Consider the following 13,450-nt stretch of genomic DNA (forward strand, 5'->3'; position numbering starts at 1 on the left):
GTTAAGGCAGTACTTCCCGAAAGGAACCGACCTTGCGGATCACTCGCAAGCCGCGCTCAATGAAGTCGCAAGGCAGCTAAATAGCCGCCCTCGGAAAACACTAGACTACGAAACACCGGCAGAACGATTTAGCCAATCTGTTGCATCGACCGGTTGAATCCACAGCCGAAAGCTGCCGGTTGAAGACAGCGACATCTCCCGGCTTGTCGAGGTCGAACAAGTGACGTCGGAAGGGTAGGGTTGCGGAAATGACCGAAAAGATGCGGAAACGATCCACAGTGAGAGGAGCCAAATTTCCGAATGCCAGAAACGACAAAGCCCTGAATAATCAGGGCTTTGTCATACATAAGATGGCGGAGGCGATGGGATTCGAACTCATGGACCTGTTACAGTCGACGGTTTTCAAGACCGCTATGGAAAGCCGCTGAATACGCGGCCTCAGCCGCATTTTCGTTCCAATACTTCTGTTTTGCAGCACCTCTACAGACCGCATTCTACAAGGGGCGTGTTTCGAGTTATGGAACGCATTTTTTGCTTATTTTGAGGGTTTGGCGATCGCGCCGACGCGGCGATAAACCCGCTCAGTAATGTCGCCTTTCGTGTGCCCGAGCAGCAGGCTGGCGTCACCCACATCGCTGATCTCCGATGCCGCTTTTGGTCGGATGTCCCTGAACTGGAATTCACCGATCCTCTTTGCCAGTAGCTCGTCTCCCTGCTCAAGAGCTTCCAACTTTGCCTTCTCCCGCGCGGCATCCCATCGCTTCCTCAGCATCGTCGCCGTCATCCGTTTACCGCTCCGGTTGATGATCAGGTAGCTCGAGACATGTGCAGCGTTTCGCTCTGTGATTGCCGCGATCAGAATGCCCAGGCTGTTCGCTTCTCCGGCGGTCGTCATCTGAATGCGCAGCTTCTTGTGCGTCTTGTTCTGCTGAACAGTCAAAAATCCGCCTTCAACATCATCCTTCCGCATAACCAGCACGTCTGCCGGCCTTTGCCCGGTCAGATAGGCCAGGTCCATCGCTTCCTTAAGCTCCTGAGCTGCCTTCTTGTATACCGCCTCCCAAACGACATCATTTGCGTAGTAGTCCCTCGGCGTTTCCTTGTTCTTGCGCACCCCCTGGCAGGGGTTTTCCTTTGTTGTCAGGCCCCACTCCCGGGCAATGTTGAAAATATGGGAGAGGGTAGCGATCTCGCGGTTGGCCCGGACCTTTGCCGATCGCGCGTCTCGGTAGCCAGCAATCGTTGCTGGCGTGATCGAGTCGATCGGGGCGCTATCGAACATCGGCCGAAGCTGCTTGATCTCCGCCAGGTTGTCCTTCTGCGTGCGCGGTGCTTTCTTCGGCACCACATCGCGAATGTACCGATCGAAGATTCCCTTCATGGTGCGCAGGTCGAGCGGTTTTTCCTTGGCTTCGAGTTCGGCCCACTTCAGTCTGGCCTTATCGAGATCCTTGCCCAGGGGGATGTCATTGCCGAGCAGGTCGCGGTAGTAATATGCGGTCCACGTACTACCGTTTTTGCGCTTTCGGGATCGCTTGTACATTCGAGGGGGCAGGTGCTGGTGCTCGGTCTTGCGGGGGCGCATATCAATTCACTCGCGAATAATCAGGTGTCCATACCGGTGCGGCCGGCGGCGGGTTCGGATCGGCGATGGTGGGGCTGATCATGCCCAGCTTCATGCGGGCGTACATCCGCCCCACCAGCGGGCGCTTACCGCGACTTTCGACAAACACCCACTGGCGATCAATCAGCCAGCGGCGTTGGTATGCGCGGGCCTTGTAGCCGGTGAGTTCGGTCAGCTCCTCGTCAGAGAGGATTTCGGTTTCCATGAGGTATTGCTCCATGCCGCGCGTGGCGGCAGAAGGTGGTGGGTATTGAGTGGTCGCACCTGGTCTACAGTTGGTGGACGCGCTACTTGACGTGGAGAAAATGGATGTTCAGCAGGTATCCCGAACAGAAGCAGAGCCGAAGGGTGATGGGAGCTCTTGGTGCTGCATTCCTAGCGTTGGGCTTGTTTCTGATTGCCATCGACGGAGTGGGTGGCGTTCTTTTCACCGTTATAGGGAGCGGTCTATTGCTGTTGGTGTTTCTTGCGAATGAAAAAACGTATGCGAGAGCAATGCGTGTTCTAGGCTGGTTCGACGGACTTTCGTGAGTCGATTTCCTCCCGCCCTACACCTGCAAGCTGTTGAGTTGGGGGAGGGGCTACATCGAAAACAGGCCAGGCGGCGATTCGGGGAACCAGAACCCCGAGATCCGCCAGACCCTGCAGCGCGATCGCGCATTCATCGCCAAAGGCAAACATTGCACTACCAGCGCCGGAGCGGCCCTTCTTGTGGCTGTTTTCATGGCCAGGCACGAAGGCAATTCGTCCTTTGATCAGTAGGGTCGCTGAAGCTCTGGCCATCGCTTCCTGAAACCACTCGGCATCCGTACGGCTGAACACCAGCGCGATGCCGTCGCCATGAGCAATCAGCCGGCGCATCCAGAACCCAGTATCCGGACCGTAGGGCGGGTTCATCCATACTCGGCCTGTCCACGGTTTCGAGAGGCCGTCATCGAAGATGGTGTATTTCGTCTTCGCCGGTACCGCCGTCACAAAGTCGTGCGGGCTGGAAGGGTCGAGGTCAAACTGCAGCCCGAGTCTGTCGAATATCCAGGCCGGGGTGTACCACTCGACGCTCTTGTGCTTCGGCGGCGCCGCGCGGGCGCCGATCATTCCGGTCATCGCCACGGCCCCCTGTAGATCAGGTAGGCCATGTAGAGCGGGGCGAAGATCATGGCTGAATCCTCTTGAACTCGACGACCCAGACCCACGGGTTGGCGTCCCAGTTGCCGCCGGTGGCGTTCCACAGATTGCCGAAAGCGTTCCGTGCGGAACCCAGGCACTGTTCGTGACTGGTCGTCTCGGCCCACATCCAGCCTTCGCGCTGCGGGTGATGCTCTGCTGGCGCGGGGCAGTCGCCGATCTCACTCCATCCTTTGCCACCGTGGCCACACTTTCGGCCGTAGTCGGTGAAGAAGCAGCCTTCTGCCCGGGCCTGTTCCTCGCTGATGTCCTGTAGCCTCTCGACGCGCACGTCGGTGATCTCCAGCAGGATGCGGCAGGCCCAGCGCGGCATGTGGATTGAAGGACGTCCCCGGCCTTGTGTGATCATGGAGCAGCCGGTTTGCCGAATGGCGCCGTCTGCTGGGTAGAGGATCGGCGCGCCCTGGCTCAAGTCTCGGGGCGCGATCGAGTCCACCTGTGCATCTGCTGCCCAGGCCTCGCGCACCCATAGACGCTCGCCGCGCCGGCCGTAAGGGCATGGCGCGAACTCTTCCAGCTCTTTGGCGCACTCCGCCTCGGTCGCTCCGAAAACACCGAATCCATATCGCGGGTCGCGCTGAGCAATGGCCATCCAGCGATGACGCTCACCGGCAGCAACGGAAGCGTCTTCAACCGGGATCTGGCAGCCTTTGACCGGCCGCCGCGTGACCGTCTTTCTGCCTCCCAGAATGGCGCGCACCATCGGCGCCGAGAACAGGATTGGTCGTTCCTTTATTTCAGACATGAGTCGTCCTTGCCGCTATAGCGGCTGACTTTGAAGGGGGAGGGAGTAGATTTTCGGGTGGAGTACGGATGTACTCTTTGCGGAATTAGACGCCCGGGCGGCCTTTGAAGGCGAGCCAGATGTAGTGACGACCCTTGGCGGTGACCTTGATCTTGCCGATCTGCCGGTTCCAACTGATCAGCCGCAGCTCTTCGAGGATGCTGGTGATGGTGTGCCCCTGATGCCAACCGGCCAGCGCCTTGATGCAACCTTGGGCCAGTAGCCCGCGAAAGTCGTCGTGGCCGAAGTTGGTGCCTTGGAATGAGCTCTGCATCTGCTCATCACTCACCAAGTCGGTGATGGTTCTCACGTTCGGGTCGAGCCTGTAGCTTTTGTGGGTCATGGTCATTCGCCCTGGTTGGCCAGCATGTTCAGGCGCATGCCCGATGTACCGGGAATTTGATCGTCGTGCTGGGCCGGTATCGCGGGCATCTTGCCGAGGTGGTCTTCGAGGAACTGCTCGGTGAAGGGCGAGTCCGGTTTCTCAATCGCAGGTTGATGCGAAGCGTTCCATTGTTCGAATGCTTCTTGCGTGGTTGCCGCTTCGACCTTCTCGCCGCACTGGTTGCACGCCGCTACACCGCCCGAAGCGCCGACATCGCGGTGACCTTGCTTGCACGGGTTCATGTGCCAATCGTCGTCAGCGTCGGGTTCAAGCTCAGGGTATTCAGGTCTTGCTGGCGGATACGCCGGCGCCGCCATTGCCTGGTCAATCGCTGCGCGAAGGTTCTCGCTGTAATTCTCGCCGATGACGCGCTCGGACGGCTGATCCATCCAATGGCCGACGATCTCGATGTTGATGCTGCTGTCGCCGGCATCGCCGTTGGGGCTGCTGTCGAAGCGGACATCCCAGCAATTCGATTCCAGCGCATCCAGCCGTGCCTTGTCCCGCTCCAGCTCCTCAATCCGCTGGTTGCGGCGACCGATTGCGGTCTGAAGGTCGTCGATGGTCTGGTCTGCGGTGGTCAGGCTCAGCTGCAAGCCGTCACGCTCGGCGGTGACTCGGTCGAAGTCCAGAGCCACAACCCATTCACCGTCCGCGGCTTCGTACATCGGCGACGTTTCGGCATGTGTCAGGGCTGCCGAGTACCGTTTTACTTCGCGCATCCTGCAATCTCCATCGATACCAAATCATGGGCATTCACGACCTTCATGCCGAGCTCCTTGCCGATATGAACTTCGAGACTGGCGCCGCGGGAGTTCTGCCATCCGGGCAGGGTGGCCACGGTGTCGCATTCCATCAGCGCTGCGATGTCACGGCGCATGCATTTGCTCCAGGTATCTGGGTCAGGGTTGAGCTCAGCGGGGTTGATGACGCTGTGCCCGGCGGCGCGCAGGCTGGCGGCCGTGGAATGGAACAGCAGGAAGTTCAGGTCCAGCATGTTGGTCATGGGACCGCTGAGGTAGATCACCTTGCGATTTACTTTTGGCATAAGGCATCCTTAGCTGAATTGACTAGCATGTTTAAGGAAGAGGCGCAGTGAGCGACAGTATCGATGGAGCAGAAAGTGATGAAGATCGACAAGAGTTCTTCAGTACTGAGAAAATGCAGGTTTCCTTAAAAAGGGCGGCCTCAGTTATTGAAACTATAATCGATAAAACCTCGACGACCCACGGTGTAACTGAATACTATCGAGCCTTGCTCTTTGTACGAATTGCTTTCAGAGAGATGAGGCAGATACCTGATGTTTTTGATTTGGCTTGCCAGTTTAATATAAAGAACCTAGGTACGAAATTTTCAGAATCTCTACAATCATTCGGTGGCAATCAAACTGAGATTGAATTCATAATTTCTTACTGTTATCGATTCGTCGTAGAGTTTGAGTTGAAAGCGTATCAAAGCATGGCGGACGATCTTGTGGAAGTTCACTCGGAACTGGATGGCATGTTTTTTAGTGATCATAAGATTCTGTCGAGGCAGGTTAGATATGCCAAAAATCACATGGCAATCCATATATTGCGTGAATACATAAATCACCCCCATATGTCGAATCTGAAGGCGCTCCCGGATTCGATTAGATTTTCCGAAGCCGCAAGAGTGCGTTCTGACGAAGATCTGTCAAAAAGAGAAGAGCGTGTCAGCGCACTTGAAACAAAGCTCAAGGGGTATGAGAATGCATACAATTTCGTCGGTTTGTATCAAGGGTTTTCAAATCTAAGACAAACTAAAAATGAAGAAAAAACGTCCACATTCAGATTTTTGATTGCTTTGGGTGTTTGCTTGATTATCGTACCAATATTGAAAGTATTGGGAGTGATTGGGCACAGTGAAGATCTGACTAAAGAGCTTTTTTCAGTCGCGGCTCTGCTAGCGCTCGAGTTCATGCTTATTTATTTCTTCAGGATTGCACTTCATAACTTCAGAGCTATTAAGTCCCAAATGTTGCAAATAGATTTAAGGATGACGTTGTGTCAATTTATTAATAGTTATGTTGAGTTCGCTTCCGACGCTCGAAAAAGTGATAAGGAGCTTCTTTCAAGATTCGAGCAAATTATTTTTAGCGGAATAGTCTCCGAGGATAGCTTGATTCCTTCTACTTTCGATGGATTGGAGCAAGTGGCAAAAATTGTAGATAGTCTGAAACCTAAATAGATGAATTTTTGTGTTTACCCAAACCCGGCGGTAGCGTAGTTCGTCTGAATGAGTTATTTATCTGCAATCTCACACTGGCAGGAGGCCGACATGAGGTTGCAGAGCGATGTAGATGCGCTGGCAGCTATCGAAGAGGACGCTAAAGCGATGCTGAAACGGATAGGGCTGCCGGATGATGCAGTGAAGCTGGAGGTGGTCGTTTTCCTTCGGGAGATGATCGACCTGGCCGGCTACATGGCGTCGGAGCATCGACTGGTTGAAGCGCCCAGGTTCTTCTGAGCTGGCGTGTTGTCGATCGTTGCGGGATTTGTGTTCGGCCCGGCATGAGGCCGGTTCAGGCTGCGTCGAATAAACTGAGCTGTGTTTCGGCGGAAGATGGAGCGGCTTCTTTAGGCTCTTCTACCGATGGCTTTCCAAACTCGCAGATCACGATTTCGCAGGTGGGGCTGACACCTTTCCACTCACTCAGGTAGGTCGCGGTGTCGATCCCGCAATTCATGCCGAGCTCAATGCCGGTCTGTTCGATGAACTTCTGACACTCTTTGTCGATTTCGACGCTGTAGGTTTGGCGCCCTGAGTATCGAAACGGCGCGGACGGCTGTGGAATGATGAACGTACCCCATTCAGCAAGGCGGCTAGCCAGTTCGATCACCTTGTATTCGAACTTTGCGCCAGTGTAATTTCCCTCAAAAGCCGATCCTGTCTTGATAGCGCCGAACGGCGGGTTCGAAATCGCCCAAGAGAACCGCCCGATATCACCAATGCTGAACACATCAGCCACGATCCACTCGGCATCAGGCATAACGCGCTTGCCGACCTCGGCATACTCAGGGTTCTGCTCAACGCAAACAATTCGCTTCGAGCTGTCCATGCAGGCGAATGACAAGCGACCGATGCCGGCGCAAAGATCGATAATCGCATCGCACTCAGGAACCTCAATTGAAAGATCGCGAGCCAAACCCTCTGGAGTAAAGAAGGCTCCAGCCAGGCCGTTCATGTTCGTGGCGCCTTCGTGGAAGTTTTCGAGGATGAACAGGCGATCATCAAGGCTGAGGCGCTTATCACTTTTCACCAGATCGAGAGCCTGGTTGTGTCGCTTGGCGGCTTCCTTTGGAATCTTCGCCATGGATTATCTCCAGTCAGGCGCCGCCCTCCGTGACCGGTGGTGGCGAGATATGTGTTTGTGAGCTATTGCTTGATGGCCCGGCATTTCGCCGGTTTACGGAGAGCTATATGAGCGACATCAAAATGAATGATGAATGGAAGCCTAAGTGTCCTCGATGCCGAGGCATGAACTTCGTCACCGTTCTGGACAAGCATATGAAGAATGCCGACAAGGATATCGCTCTGGTCATCTGTTCGGCTGAAGAGTGCCAGACGGTTATTAGTGCGCTGCCGTACGATGCAGTGTGGGATCAATAAGCGCGCCTTGATCGACGATTTCGTCATCATGCTCGCCGGGGTGCCTGGCCAAGTGCAGCAGCCCGGCAACCCTCAGCTGTTGCAACACCTTTTCGCTTGGCACATAAGGTGTCGTGACATTCCGCAGCATCCAAGCCTGCGTTTCGAAGTCCGCGCCGATTAGGTTCTTCAGTAGCCTCTGGTGAATGTCCTGCTGATTGTTGATGCCATGAGCCTTCATGACCGCTTTCAGGTCTGGCTTGAACACGCCGGCGACCTCAACCGTAAACCTCTCGACGCCCAATGCAGCATCCTTTGCTGCCGCCTTCTCGCGCTTTTTCTTCTGCTTGATCGCTTCCTTCGTCGGCTCCTGTTCTTCGGCCATGGCCTACCTCTTCAATTCCGCTGGCCGGCAAGTCCAGCCAGGTCTGTCGGCGGCGCTGGTGCGTCCGGTTGATGGTTCGTCTCACGCTGCAACCTTCACCTGATGCCAGGCGCCGGCGGCGTAGAACAGCTTCGCAGCCTGGGCTTCCTCCATCGAAACTTCGTCAGGAATGGCGATCCAGCCTGATGCGACCAGATGGTTCGGATTCGCGCTGTTGCGCATCTCCAGGTAGTAATGCTCAATCGCTTCAGTCAGGCGCTCTACCTTGTAGATACCCTCGGGCGAGATCTCGACCGACTTGATGTACTCGGCGCCGCGCTCGTCGCGACACATGGCGGCGATGTAGATCGTCCAGCGGTAGGAGAAGTCGAAGATCGCATTGGCGATCGCCAGACTGCGGATCTGCCGGCAGCTCTTCCAGTTCGCCATGATCTGGCTGCCACTGGGGTCGATGTTCACCACCGCAACGTGGTTGGTGCGCAGCAGCGCCCGGCAACTGCGTTCGGCCCGGGCGAAACCGTTGTTGGGTTTGCGTTTCGACTTCATAGTAAGTCCGCCATTTTGCGCAGGGCCTTGCGGTCAGCGGCCGATATCGGCTTCCGGCGCCGCTTGAGGACCGTTTCAGGGTCTATTTGGCTCGAGCGCTTGGCGGGTTCTGGATTCAACGGCGGACTTTGGAGCTGTTTGATCTTCCCGTTGGCGGCCAAGTACTGGGCGATTTGGTCGGAAAGGTCGGCAGCAGCACCGCGCCGCTGCTCGACCAGGTTGAGGTGGTTGCTGATCATGCTGGCCTCACTTGATCCGGATCGAGCTTTCGCCGCGCTCAAGGTGAGCCCAGGCTGGTTCCGGTAGCAGTTCATGCTCCGCGTCTTCGCCGGCTTCGATGCGCTTGCGCACCGCGTCGTTGTGATCACGGATTTCTTTGAGCTTCACGGCGATAGTTTTCTTGTCTGGAGTGATCACGCTCTTCAGTGTGACAAACTCGTCAGGCACGGCTTGCTCGTTGTCGACAATGACCTTCTCGGGCGAGAGCGCGAGTGTGATGGTGAACAGTGGTCGTTTGATGGACTTGATGTCAGCGGCCTCCATGTTCCGGCGCAGGTAGTCGCTGAGTTGGCCAACAGTGTTTTTCTTGATGCGCTTGAGCTCGTTCAAGCGATCAACCTCCTTGTCGATGGCGTCGATGTCACCTTCAATGTTCCGGCGTAGCATGACGACGTTGTCGGCCTTCACTTCGAACTCGCCCTTGATGCCGTCCATGGTGTCTTGGATGGCCTGGCGAAGTCCTTCGTCGTCGCTGTCAGCCAAGGCTGCGAGTTCGGCCATCTGCACATTCAGTTTGTAGAGGTCGGTCATGCTGCGCCCTCCAAGGCATCTTCAAGGTCTGCTTTACGGGCGTCTTTGGCGCGCGTGAATTTGAGTTTGTGAGCAGCGCACTCTGGTTCGGTTTTGCGCAAGTCCAGCTTGCGCATCGCCGACTTGTAGAGCTGTTCCAGCTCATTCAGTGATTGCGCGGTACCAATCAAGTGGAGCGTTTCAGCTAGCCATTCGCGGTATTCAGCAGCCAGACGCTCCTTCGCTTCGATCTTGTCCTCGGCGCGCTCGATTTCGGCTTCACCCAGGCGTTCGTTGACATAGTGAATGTCGTCGTAAAGACCCAGGCGAACGTCGGCGGAGAAGCCGAGCTGGCTCAGGCACTTGCCGATCGCATCTGTGAGAGATTTTTTTGGGGCGTCGAAGTCAGTACTGATGCCAAACCGGTTCTGTGTGATGAAAGGCGTGTGTCCATAGTGCGTGATCGTCTTGCGTTCGCCGTCGCCGCCGAGGTACCACAGCGCGACTTTGAGGGTGTGAACCTGGGCGTTGGCCAAAACTGCTCCTTCCTTGCTCAGCAGCGGTCCGCCGATATCGAAGCGCTCTTCGATCACCTCATACCCCCAGCCGGTACCGCAGGGCCCGAACTGCTCGGTGGCACGCTTAGCCAGGTATTGGGCGTTCACCGCGGTACCTGTAAAACCGCCGGGGCCGGTGTATTCCTTGGTGAACTTGGGGTCGGTCTTTTCGACCTCTTCCCAGAGGGCGAGGTTTGGTGCAGGCATGACGATCTCCCGCCGCGCGTGTGCGCGGCTCTGAAAGATGGGGTTTATTGAGTGATGCGGTCGGCGAGAGCGCTGAGCAGCATCAGGAAGGTGAAAACGCCGAGGGAGGAGAACGCGCCGCGCCAGATGATCAGGCGGCGCGCCCATTGACGACCGGTCACGGCCGAACTCTCACCGCAATCCGCTTGCCCTTCATCGAAGGCGCCAGGCGCTGCGGGAGATTGGCGACCAGATCCTCGCGCTTGCGGCCGATCACCTCGTTAAAGGGAAGGCCGAAGCCGAGCAGGGCGATCTTGTGTTCGATGTCCTCAAGCTGCTCGTCGATCAGAGATTTAACCGGTGCCGTACTCATGCTTCCTCCTTGCGCCGCTGACAGGTGTCACGCAGGCGTTTGCAGTAGTGGTTGAACTCGTCGGTGGTGATTGCGCCGTCGGTGAAGAGTCGGGTGATCAGCGCCTGCACCAGCAGGCTGATGTCTTCTTCGCCGGCGGGCGCCGACACACCATCAAGGGCTTGGTCGATCAGTATGTGAGGGCTCAAAACCCACACTCCCGCTCTACGCGATCGCTTTCGCGCTTGGCGTCTCGGTATTCGTTGGCGTGCACCGCGACCAGGTCGCTGGCGAGCGACCGAACGATCTGCGGATCACCTCCGACGGCTTCGATGGCCCACTTGTGCAGTACACCGCCATCCCCGCGACAGATCAGTTTGATCAGGATTTTCTCGATGTACCGATCGGGATCAGGGTTCGCGGCCATGTGATCCGCCAGCGCCTCCGGTAAGTGGTCAGCGTTGACCAGGACCTTGCTGCGACCTACCGGATTTGGCGCCTCGACGTGGCGTCGATAAAGCAGATCGTCGACCGACTCGGTCAGCCATTCCTGACCGGCCTCCGTCTCGAGAAAGTCGTCTTCCGGGATGGTCTTGCGTAGAGCTGACATGGTCGTCTCCAGAGTGGCGGGGTGTTGATCCAACAAAACTCGGATGCATTCGTTCGCTCCGCTGGTTGCCGTTGGGCGCGGAGGGGAGTGCATTCGGGTGGTGTCGGAAGGTCTAGGGAGGGGAAACGGTGTAGCAGGGTAATGGGGCCGGCGGTGGAGTCTTAGCCCGAGCCGCCGGCAACGAGCATGGTCACTCTACGATGCAGATCCAGCGGTGATTGTGCCGATACGGCGCGCGAGTGAAGTGAACATCTGAAACCAGATTCATGCCTCGCTCTTGGAGCGCTTCGGTCAGTTGTACGAGTGTCTCTGCTTGGATAGTCATTGCTGTCACCTGTCAGATTTACTGCGTTCATAATTCTTGACCGGGCGGGCAAGTCGCTAATTCATTTTTTCTACTCGGTCCATTTGTTCAATCCACACCGCAGAGCTCTCCCTGACTGTCCCCTTCATTCAAGATTCAGGGCAAGGAGGGCTCTGCGTTGTGGACTGATGCCGCCTCATCGAAGCGGCATCGGTAAGTCTATCGGTATTGCTCGCGCCTCCTACCGGGTCATTCGCCAGTTCGGTCAACACCTCGTCCGCCGTCGCAGTTCTGCGCGTTGGTAGCCTTTCGGGGCTATCGGATCGCCGGTCGCCAGTAGTGGCAGCGCGATTTTGTTCACCTGACTTCATCTCGCCCCACAGGTGTGGCCGGGGCTGACCTCCCAGCGTGAGCCGGGTAATCGTTTATGGCGCGGGTTGTTAAAGAACGGCGCGGCTTTCGCTGCTGGCCGGTACTGCATTGGCTTGAGTGCAAATATAGGGATGCCCATATTTTATGTCAATGGGTATACCCATAAAATTCAATTTGTCCCATATTTGCGGGCGAAAAAAAGCCCGCGGGGGCGGGCTTCTTTTATCAGCTAAAAGGAAAGTCAGTTGGCTCGTTACAGCTTACCGGCGGCGTTTTGAATTTTTTCGTCAATGTCCTGCACTGCTTTTGTCTTTGAGGCAAGAGTTCTCAATGTGGCCGAGCTTGTGTTGATGTCACCACTGTATTTCTCAATGGCGATTTCTATCTTTTTCCCTCGCCAGATGAGATTTTCATTGGTGAATGAAGCGCCGCCTTTTGTTTTTACAGGCTCTGATGAGCGCTTCATTGGCTGACCGTATTTGGTGATAAATAGCTGCACCAGCTGCAGATAATTTTCAGAGGAGGTGGTCAAGTAGAAGGAGTCAACTGGTCCACTCTTTGCCATTACAGAAAGCCCGTAACCAATACCGATAGAGGGCGCGCCCTTGGTGGAGTAATAGCCTTGGTAAGGCGTTCCACGACACATCTCTTTCGGGATCTCATAACCCGCAGGGCACTCGGGTACCGAATAAACAAATTTTTGGTCAAACTTGACGCCCATGAAACTGTCCGGCTCCTGGTTCCATGGCGCTGGCTCAGAGGTCTTCTTGGCAGCAATAGCTGAACCCGCGACGCAGGCTGCGAGCAAGAAAACGGTGAGTTTTGCTTTCATCGGATCCCTCCATCAATTGAGCTGAGATTTTACCATTTGTGGCGCAGCGCCACCATCAACAGCGCCGTCAGTCGCTTCCATTGAACACTCTTCTTGTGCTCGTCCTCTACCGGCTCACATCCCAGTAGGTGAATCGTTATGAGAGTAGAAGAGAAACGAAATGCACTGTCTGCTTGGCGCAAGCTGCTGGAGGAGCCCGAAATCAGAATGGACGCCGAAGAGCAGTACGATGAGTTGCTCAAAATGGCAGACGCCATGGAGCAGGAAGGACTGATTACTGCCGGCGAGTGGCGCCAGTTGGTCAGAGAGGCTGGCACGAGGTTCGCTCAAGCAACTGAAGGGCTCGGAGGCGGAACGTAGGAGGGGAGATACAGGAAGCCCGGCACTGGGCCGGGCTCCAAGGTCAACGTTCGGCTGAGATCACTTCAGGCCGCCATGTCGCCGTGACCTAGGCTTTTTTTCAGCGAAGTTTTCATCACTTCCATTTGCTCACCCAGTTCATCGAGTTTCGCCTTGCCCAGCAGCTTCTTGGCCTTTGGGAACATTTCTGTTTCCTCTTCCTCGATGTGGTGTTCCAGCAGCTCCTTGACGACCTTCACCCGGCCGGCAAACTCGGGAGTGGAAGGGTCAGTGCTTTTCAGATCTGGGAGCACCAAGGAGTCCACTGTGCGGTGTTCTTCCTTCGCCTCGTAGTACATTTCATCCTCCTCTTTTCCCCCCGCTTCTTTAAAGGCGGGGTAGAGGATCTGCTCTTCCAGCTGGGTGTGGATGGTGATCTCCATCTCCAGCTTATCGAGCAGCTCGACGCGTTTTTTTAGAGCGCGGTCAGTGGATTCGCTCAACTGGCTCAGGATGCCCTTTACTTTTTCGTGGTCGGCTTTGAGAAGGTCAATAGCGTTCATTTTTATATGCCTCATCTATCACAGGTTA

The 13,450-nt window shown here is 55.9% G+C and carries 22 protein-coding genes and 1 pseudogene; 5 read left to right on the forward strand and 18 right to left on the reverse strand.

The window, feature by feature from the left end:
• Nucleotides 1-157 (forward strand): annotated as a pseudogene (locus CAF87_RS28920) (IS30 family transposase); the annotation flags it as partial.
• 378 nt (nt 158-535) lie between these two features.
• On the opposite strand, the gene CAF87_RS03565 reads toward CAF87_RS28920, so the two are convergent.
• The 7 genes from CAF87_RS03565 to CAF87_RS03600 all read right to left on the reverse strand — a co-directional run bounded on the left by CAF87_RS03565 (nt 536) and on the right by CAF87_RS03600 (nt 5,026).
• Nucleotides 536-1,585, reverse strand: a complete 1,050-nt coding sequence (locus tag CAF87_RS03565; RefSeq protein ID WP_085731248.1) for a tyrosine-type recombinase/integrase — start codon at nt 1,583-1,585, stop codon at nt 536-538.
• 1 nt (nt 1,586) lies between these two features.
• Entirely contained in the window at nt 1,587-1,829 is a 243-nt protein-coding gene (locus CAF87_RS03570; protein WP_085731247.1) for a DUF4224 domain-containing protein, read from the reverse strand.
• Between the two features lie 299 nt (nt 1,830-2,128).
• The gene (locus CAF87_RS03580) at nt 2,129-2,728 is read right to left on the reverse strand and encodes a DNA N-6-adenine-methyltransferase (protein ID WP_085731245.1); all 600 of its coding nucleotides are present in this window, start codon (nt 2,726-2,728) and stop codon (nt 2,129-2,131) included.
• Nucleotides 2,729-2,777: 49 nt separating this feature from the next.
• A complete protein-coding gene (locus CAF87_RS03585) occupies nt 2,778-3,554 on the reverse strand; it encodes a hypothetical protein (protein WP_085731244.1) in 777 nt (258 codons plus the stop codon).
• A gap of 85 nt (nt 3,555-3,639) precedes the next feature.
• Nucleotides 3,640-3,936: a hypothetical protein gene (locus tag CAF87_RS03590; protein ID WP_085731243.1), complete on the reverse strand. Its 297-nt coding sequence runs from the start codon at nt 3,934-3,936 to the stop codon at nt 3,640-3,642.
• A 2-nt stretch (nt 3,937-3,938) separates the two neighbouring features.
• Nucleotides 3,939-4,700 (reverse strand): phage scaffolding protein, encoded by a 762-nt coding sequence (locus tag CAF87_RS29445; RefSeq protein WP_256575988.1) that lies wholly within the window; start codon nt 4,698-4,700, stop codon nt 3,939-3,941.
• Nucleotides 4,688-5,026 carry a DUF4406 domain-containing protein gene (locus CAF87_RS03600; RefSeq protein ID WP_085731242.1) on the reverse strand — a complete coding sequence of 113 codons (339 nt, stop codon included), beginning with the start codon at nt 5,024-5,026 and terminating at the stop codon, nt 4,688-4,690. The genes CAF87_RS29445 and CAF87_RS03600 overlap by 13 nt, the downstream gene beginning before the upstream one ends.
• A 47-nt stretch (nt 5,027-5,073) precedes the next feature.
• Here CAF87_RS03600 and CAF87_RS29450 point away from each other — a divergent pair, with 47 nt between their 5' ends.
• Nucleotides 5,074-6,186 (forward strand): hypothetical protein, encoded by a 1,113-nt coding sequence (locus tag CAF87_RS29450; RefSeq protein ID WP_085731241.1) that lies wholly within the window; start codon nt 5,074-5,076, stop codon nt 6,184-6,186.
• A gap of 90 nt (nt 6,187-6,276) precedes the next feature.
• Nucleotides 6,277-6,465 (forward strand): hypothetical protein, encoded by a 189-nt coding sequence (locus tag CAF87_RS03610; RefSeq protein ID WP_085731240.1) that lies wholly within the window; start codon nt 6,277-6,279, stop codon nt 6,463-6,465.
• A gap of 55 nt (nt 6,466-6,520) precedes the next feature.
• On the opposite strand, the gene CAF87_RS03615 is transcribed toward CAF87_RS03610, so the two are convergent.
• Nucleotides 6,521-7,312, reverse strand: a complete 792-nt coding sequence (locus tag CAF87_RS03615) for a methyltransferase (protein ID WP_085731239.1) — start codon at nt 7,310-7,312, stop codon at nt 6,521-6,523.
• Nucleotides 7,313-7,419: 107 nt separating this feature from the next.
• Here CAF87_RS03615 and CAF87_RS28930 point away from each other — a divergent pair, with 107 nt between their 5' ends.
• Nucleotides 7,420-7,608 carry a hypothetical protein gene (locus CAF87_RS28930; RefSeq protein WP_139831709.1) on the forward strand — a complete coding sequence of 63 codons (189 nt, stop codon included), beginning with the start codon at nt 7,420-7,422 and terminating at the stop codon, nt 7,606-7,608.
• On the opposite strand, the gene CAF87_RS03620 is transcribed toward CAF87_RS28930, so the two are convergent.
• The 9 genes from CAF87_RS03620 to CAF87_RS03660 form a co-directional block, all read right to left on the reverse strand.
• Nucleotides 7,571-7,972 (reverse strand): hypothetical protein, encoded by a 402-nt coding sequence (locus tag CAF87_RS03620; RefSeq protein WP_085731238.1) that lies wholly within the window; start codon nt 7,970-7,972, stop codon nt 7,571-7,573. The two genes, CAF87_RS28930 and CAF87_RS03620, sit on opposite strands and share 38 nt — an antisense overlap.
• An 81-nt stretch (nt 7,973-8,053) precedes the next feature.
• Nucleotides 8,054-8,518 carry a hypothetical protein gene (locus tag CAF87_RS03625; RefSeq protein WP_085731237.1) on the reverse strand — a complete coding sequence of 155 codons (465 nt, stop codon included), beginning with the start codon at nt 8,516-8,518 and terminating at the stop codon, nt 8,054-8,056.
• Nucleotides 8,515-8,757: a hypothetical protein gene (locus CAF87_RS03630; protein ID WP_085731236.1), complete on the reverse strand. Its 243-nt coding sequence runs from the start codon at nt 8,755-8,757 to the stop codon at nt 8,515-8,517. Before CAF87_RS03630 ends, CAF87_RS03625 begins: the two co-directional genes overlap by 4 nt.
• 7 nt (nt 8,758-8,764) lie before the next feature.
• Nucleotides 8,765-9,328, reverse strand: coding sequence for a siphovirus Gp157 family protein (locus CAF87_RS03635; protein WP_085731235.1), 564 nt, complete (start codon nt 9,326-9,328; stop codon nt 8,765-8,767).
• Nucleotides 9,325-10,071 (reverse strand): hypothetical protein, encoded by a 747-nt coding sequence (locus CAF87_RS03640; protein WP_085731234.1) that lies wholly within the window; start codon nt 10,069-10,071, stop codon nt 9,325-9,327. The genes CAF87_RS03635 and CAF87_RS03640 overlap by 4 nt, the downstream gene beginning before the upstream one ends.
• Before the next feature lie 157 nt (nt 10,072-10,228).
• Nucleotides 10,229-10,423, reverse strand: a complete 195-nt coding sequence (locus CAF87_RS03645; RefSeq protein WP_085731233.1) for a hypothetical protein — start codon at nt 10,421-10,423, stop codon at nt 10,229-10,231.
• Nucleotides 10,420-10,611 carry a hypothetical protein gene (locus CAF87_RS03650; RefSeq protein ID WP_085731232.1) on the reverse strand — a complete coding sequence of 64 codons (192 nt, stop codon included), beginning with the start codon at nt 10,609-10,611 and terminating at the stop codon, nt 10,420-10,422. The genes CAF87_RS03645 and CAF87_RS03650 overlap by 4 nt, the downstream gene beginning before the upstream one ends.
• Entirely contained in the window at nt 10,608-11,012 is a 405-nt protein-coding gene (locus CAF87_RS03655) for a hypothetical protein (protein ID WP_085731231.1), read from the reverse strand. The genes CAF87_RS03650 and CAF87_RS03655 overlap by 4 nt, the downstream gene beginning before the upstream one ends.
• A 929-nt stretch (nt 11,013-11,941) precedes the next feature.
• Nucleotides 11,942-12,520, reverse strand: coding sequence for a hypothetical protein (locus CAF87_RS03660; protein WP_085731230.1), 579 nt, complete (start codon nt 12,518-12,520; stop codon nt 11,942-11,944).
• A 138-nt stretch (nt 12,521-12,658) separates the two neighbouring features.
• On the opposite strand from CAF87_RS03660, the gene CAF87_RS03665 reads away from it, so the two are divergent.
• Nucleotides 12,659-12,880 (forward strand): hypothetical protein, encoded by a 222-nt coding sequence (locus CAF87_RS03665; RefSeq protein ID WP_085731229.1) that lies wholly within the window; start codon nt 12,659-12,661, stop codon nt 12,878-12,880.
• A 65-nt stretch (nt 12,881-12,945) separates the two neighbouring features.
• Here CAF87_RS03665 and CAF87_RS03670 read toward each other — a convergent pair whose 3' ends face one another.
• Entirely contained in the window at nt 12,946-13,422 is a 477-nt protein-coding gene (locus CAF87_RS03670) for a hemerythrin domain-containing protein (RefSeq protein WP_085731276.1), read from the reverse strand.
• Between the last annotated feature and the right edge of the window lie 28 nt (nt 13,423-13,450).

This window comes from Pseudomonas sp. R38(2017), from assembly GCF_002112395.1.
In the GTDB taxonomy this organism is placed as follows: domain Bacteria; phylum Pseudomonadota; class Gammaproteobacteria; order Pseudomonadales; family Pseudomonadaceae; genus Aquipseudomonas.

Bases quoted from the DNA above. Each gene is read 5' to 3' on its own strand.
- CAF87_RS03570 (WP_085731247.1), bottom strand. From the start codon at position 1,829: ATGGAAACCGAAATCCTCTCTGACGAGGAGCTGACCGAACTCACCGGC.
- CAF87_RS03585 (WP_085731244.1), bottom strand. From the start codon at position 3,554: ATGTCTGAAATAAAGGAACGACCAATCCTGTTCTCGGCGCCGATGGTG.
- CAF87_RS03645 (WP_085731233.1), bottom strand. From the start codon at position 10,423: ATGAGTACGGCACCGGTTAAATCTCTGATCGACGAGCAGCTTGAGGAC.
- CAF87_RS03655 (WP_085731231.1), bottom strand. From the start codon at position 11,012: ATGTCAGCTCTACGCAAGACCATCCCGGAAGACGACTTTCTCGAGACG.
- CAF87_RS03625 (WP_085731237.1), bottom strand. From the start codon at position 8,518: ATGAAGTCGAAACGCAAACCCAACAACGGTTTCGCCCGGGCCGAACGC.
- CAF87_RS03610 (WP_085731240.1), top strand. From the start codon at position 6,277: ATGAGGTTGCAGAGCGATGTAGATGCGCTGGCAGCTATCGAAGAGGAC.
- CAF87_RS29445 (WP_256575988.1), bottom strand. From the start codon at position 4,700: ATGCGCGAAGTAAAACGGTACTCGGCAGCCCTGACACATGCCGAAACG.
- CAF87_RS03635 (WP_085731235.1), bottom strand. From the start codon at position 9,328: ATGACCGACCTCTACAAACTGAATGTGCAGATGGCCGAACTCGCAGCC.
- CAF87_RS03670 (WP_085731276.1), bottom strand. From the start codon at position 13,422: ATGAACGCTATTGACCTTCTCAAAGCCGACCACGAAAAAGTAAAGGGC.
- CAF87_RS03590 (WP_085731243.1), bottom strand. From the start codon at position 3,936: ATGACCCACAAAAGCTACAGGCTCGACCCGAACGTGAGAACCATCACC.
- CAF87_RS03665 (WP_085731229.1), top strand. From the start codon at position 12,659: ATGAGAGTAGAAGAGAAACGAAATGCACTGTCTGCTTGGCGCAAGCTG.
- CAF87_RS03615 (WP_085731239.1), bottom strand. From the start codon at position 7,312: ATGGCGAAGATTCCAAAGGAAGCCGCCAAGCGACACAACCAGGCTCTC.
- CAF87_RS03620 (WP_085731238.1), bottom strand. From the start codon at position 7,972: ATGGCCGAAGAACAGGAGCCGACGAAGGAAGCGATCAAGCAGAAGAAA.
- CAF87_RS03600 (WP_085731242.1), bottom strand. From the start codon at position 5,026: ATGCCAAAAGTAAATCGCAAGGTGATCTACCTCAGCGGTCCCATGACC.
- CAF87_RS03580 (WP_085731245.1), bottom strand. From the start codon at position 2,728: ATGACCGGAATGATCGGCGCCCGCGCGGCGCCGCCGAAGCACAAGAGC.
- CAF87_RS03565 (WP_085731248.1), bottom strand. From the start codon at position 1,585: ATGCGCCCCCGCAAGACCGAGCACCAGCACCTGCCCCCTCGAATGTAC.
- CAF87_RS03630 (WP_085731236.1), bottom strand. From the start codon at position 8,757: ATGATCAGCAACCACCTCAACCTGGTCGAGCAGCGGCGCGGTGCTGCT.
- CAF87_RS03640 (WP_085731234.1), bottom strand. From the start codon at position 10,071: ATGCCTGCACCAAACCTCGCCCTCTGGGAAGAGGTCGAAAAGACCGAC.
- CAF87_RS28930 (WP_139831709.1), top strand. From the start codon at position 7,420: ATGAGCGACATCAAAATGAATGATGAATGGAAGCCTAAGTGTCCTCGA.
- CAF87_RS03660 (WP_085731230.1), bottom strand. From the start codon at position 12,520: ATGAAAGCAAAACTCACCGTTTTCTTGCTCGCAGCCTGCGTCGCGGGT.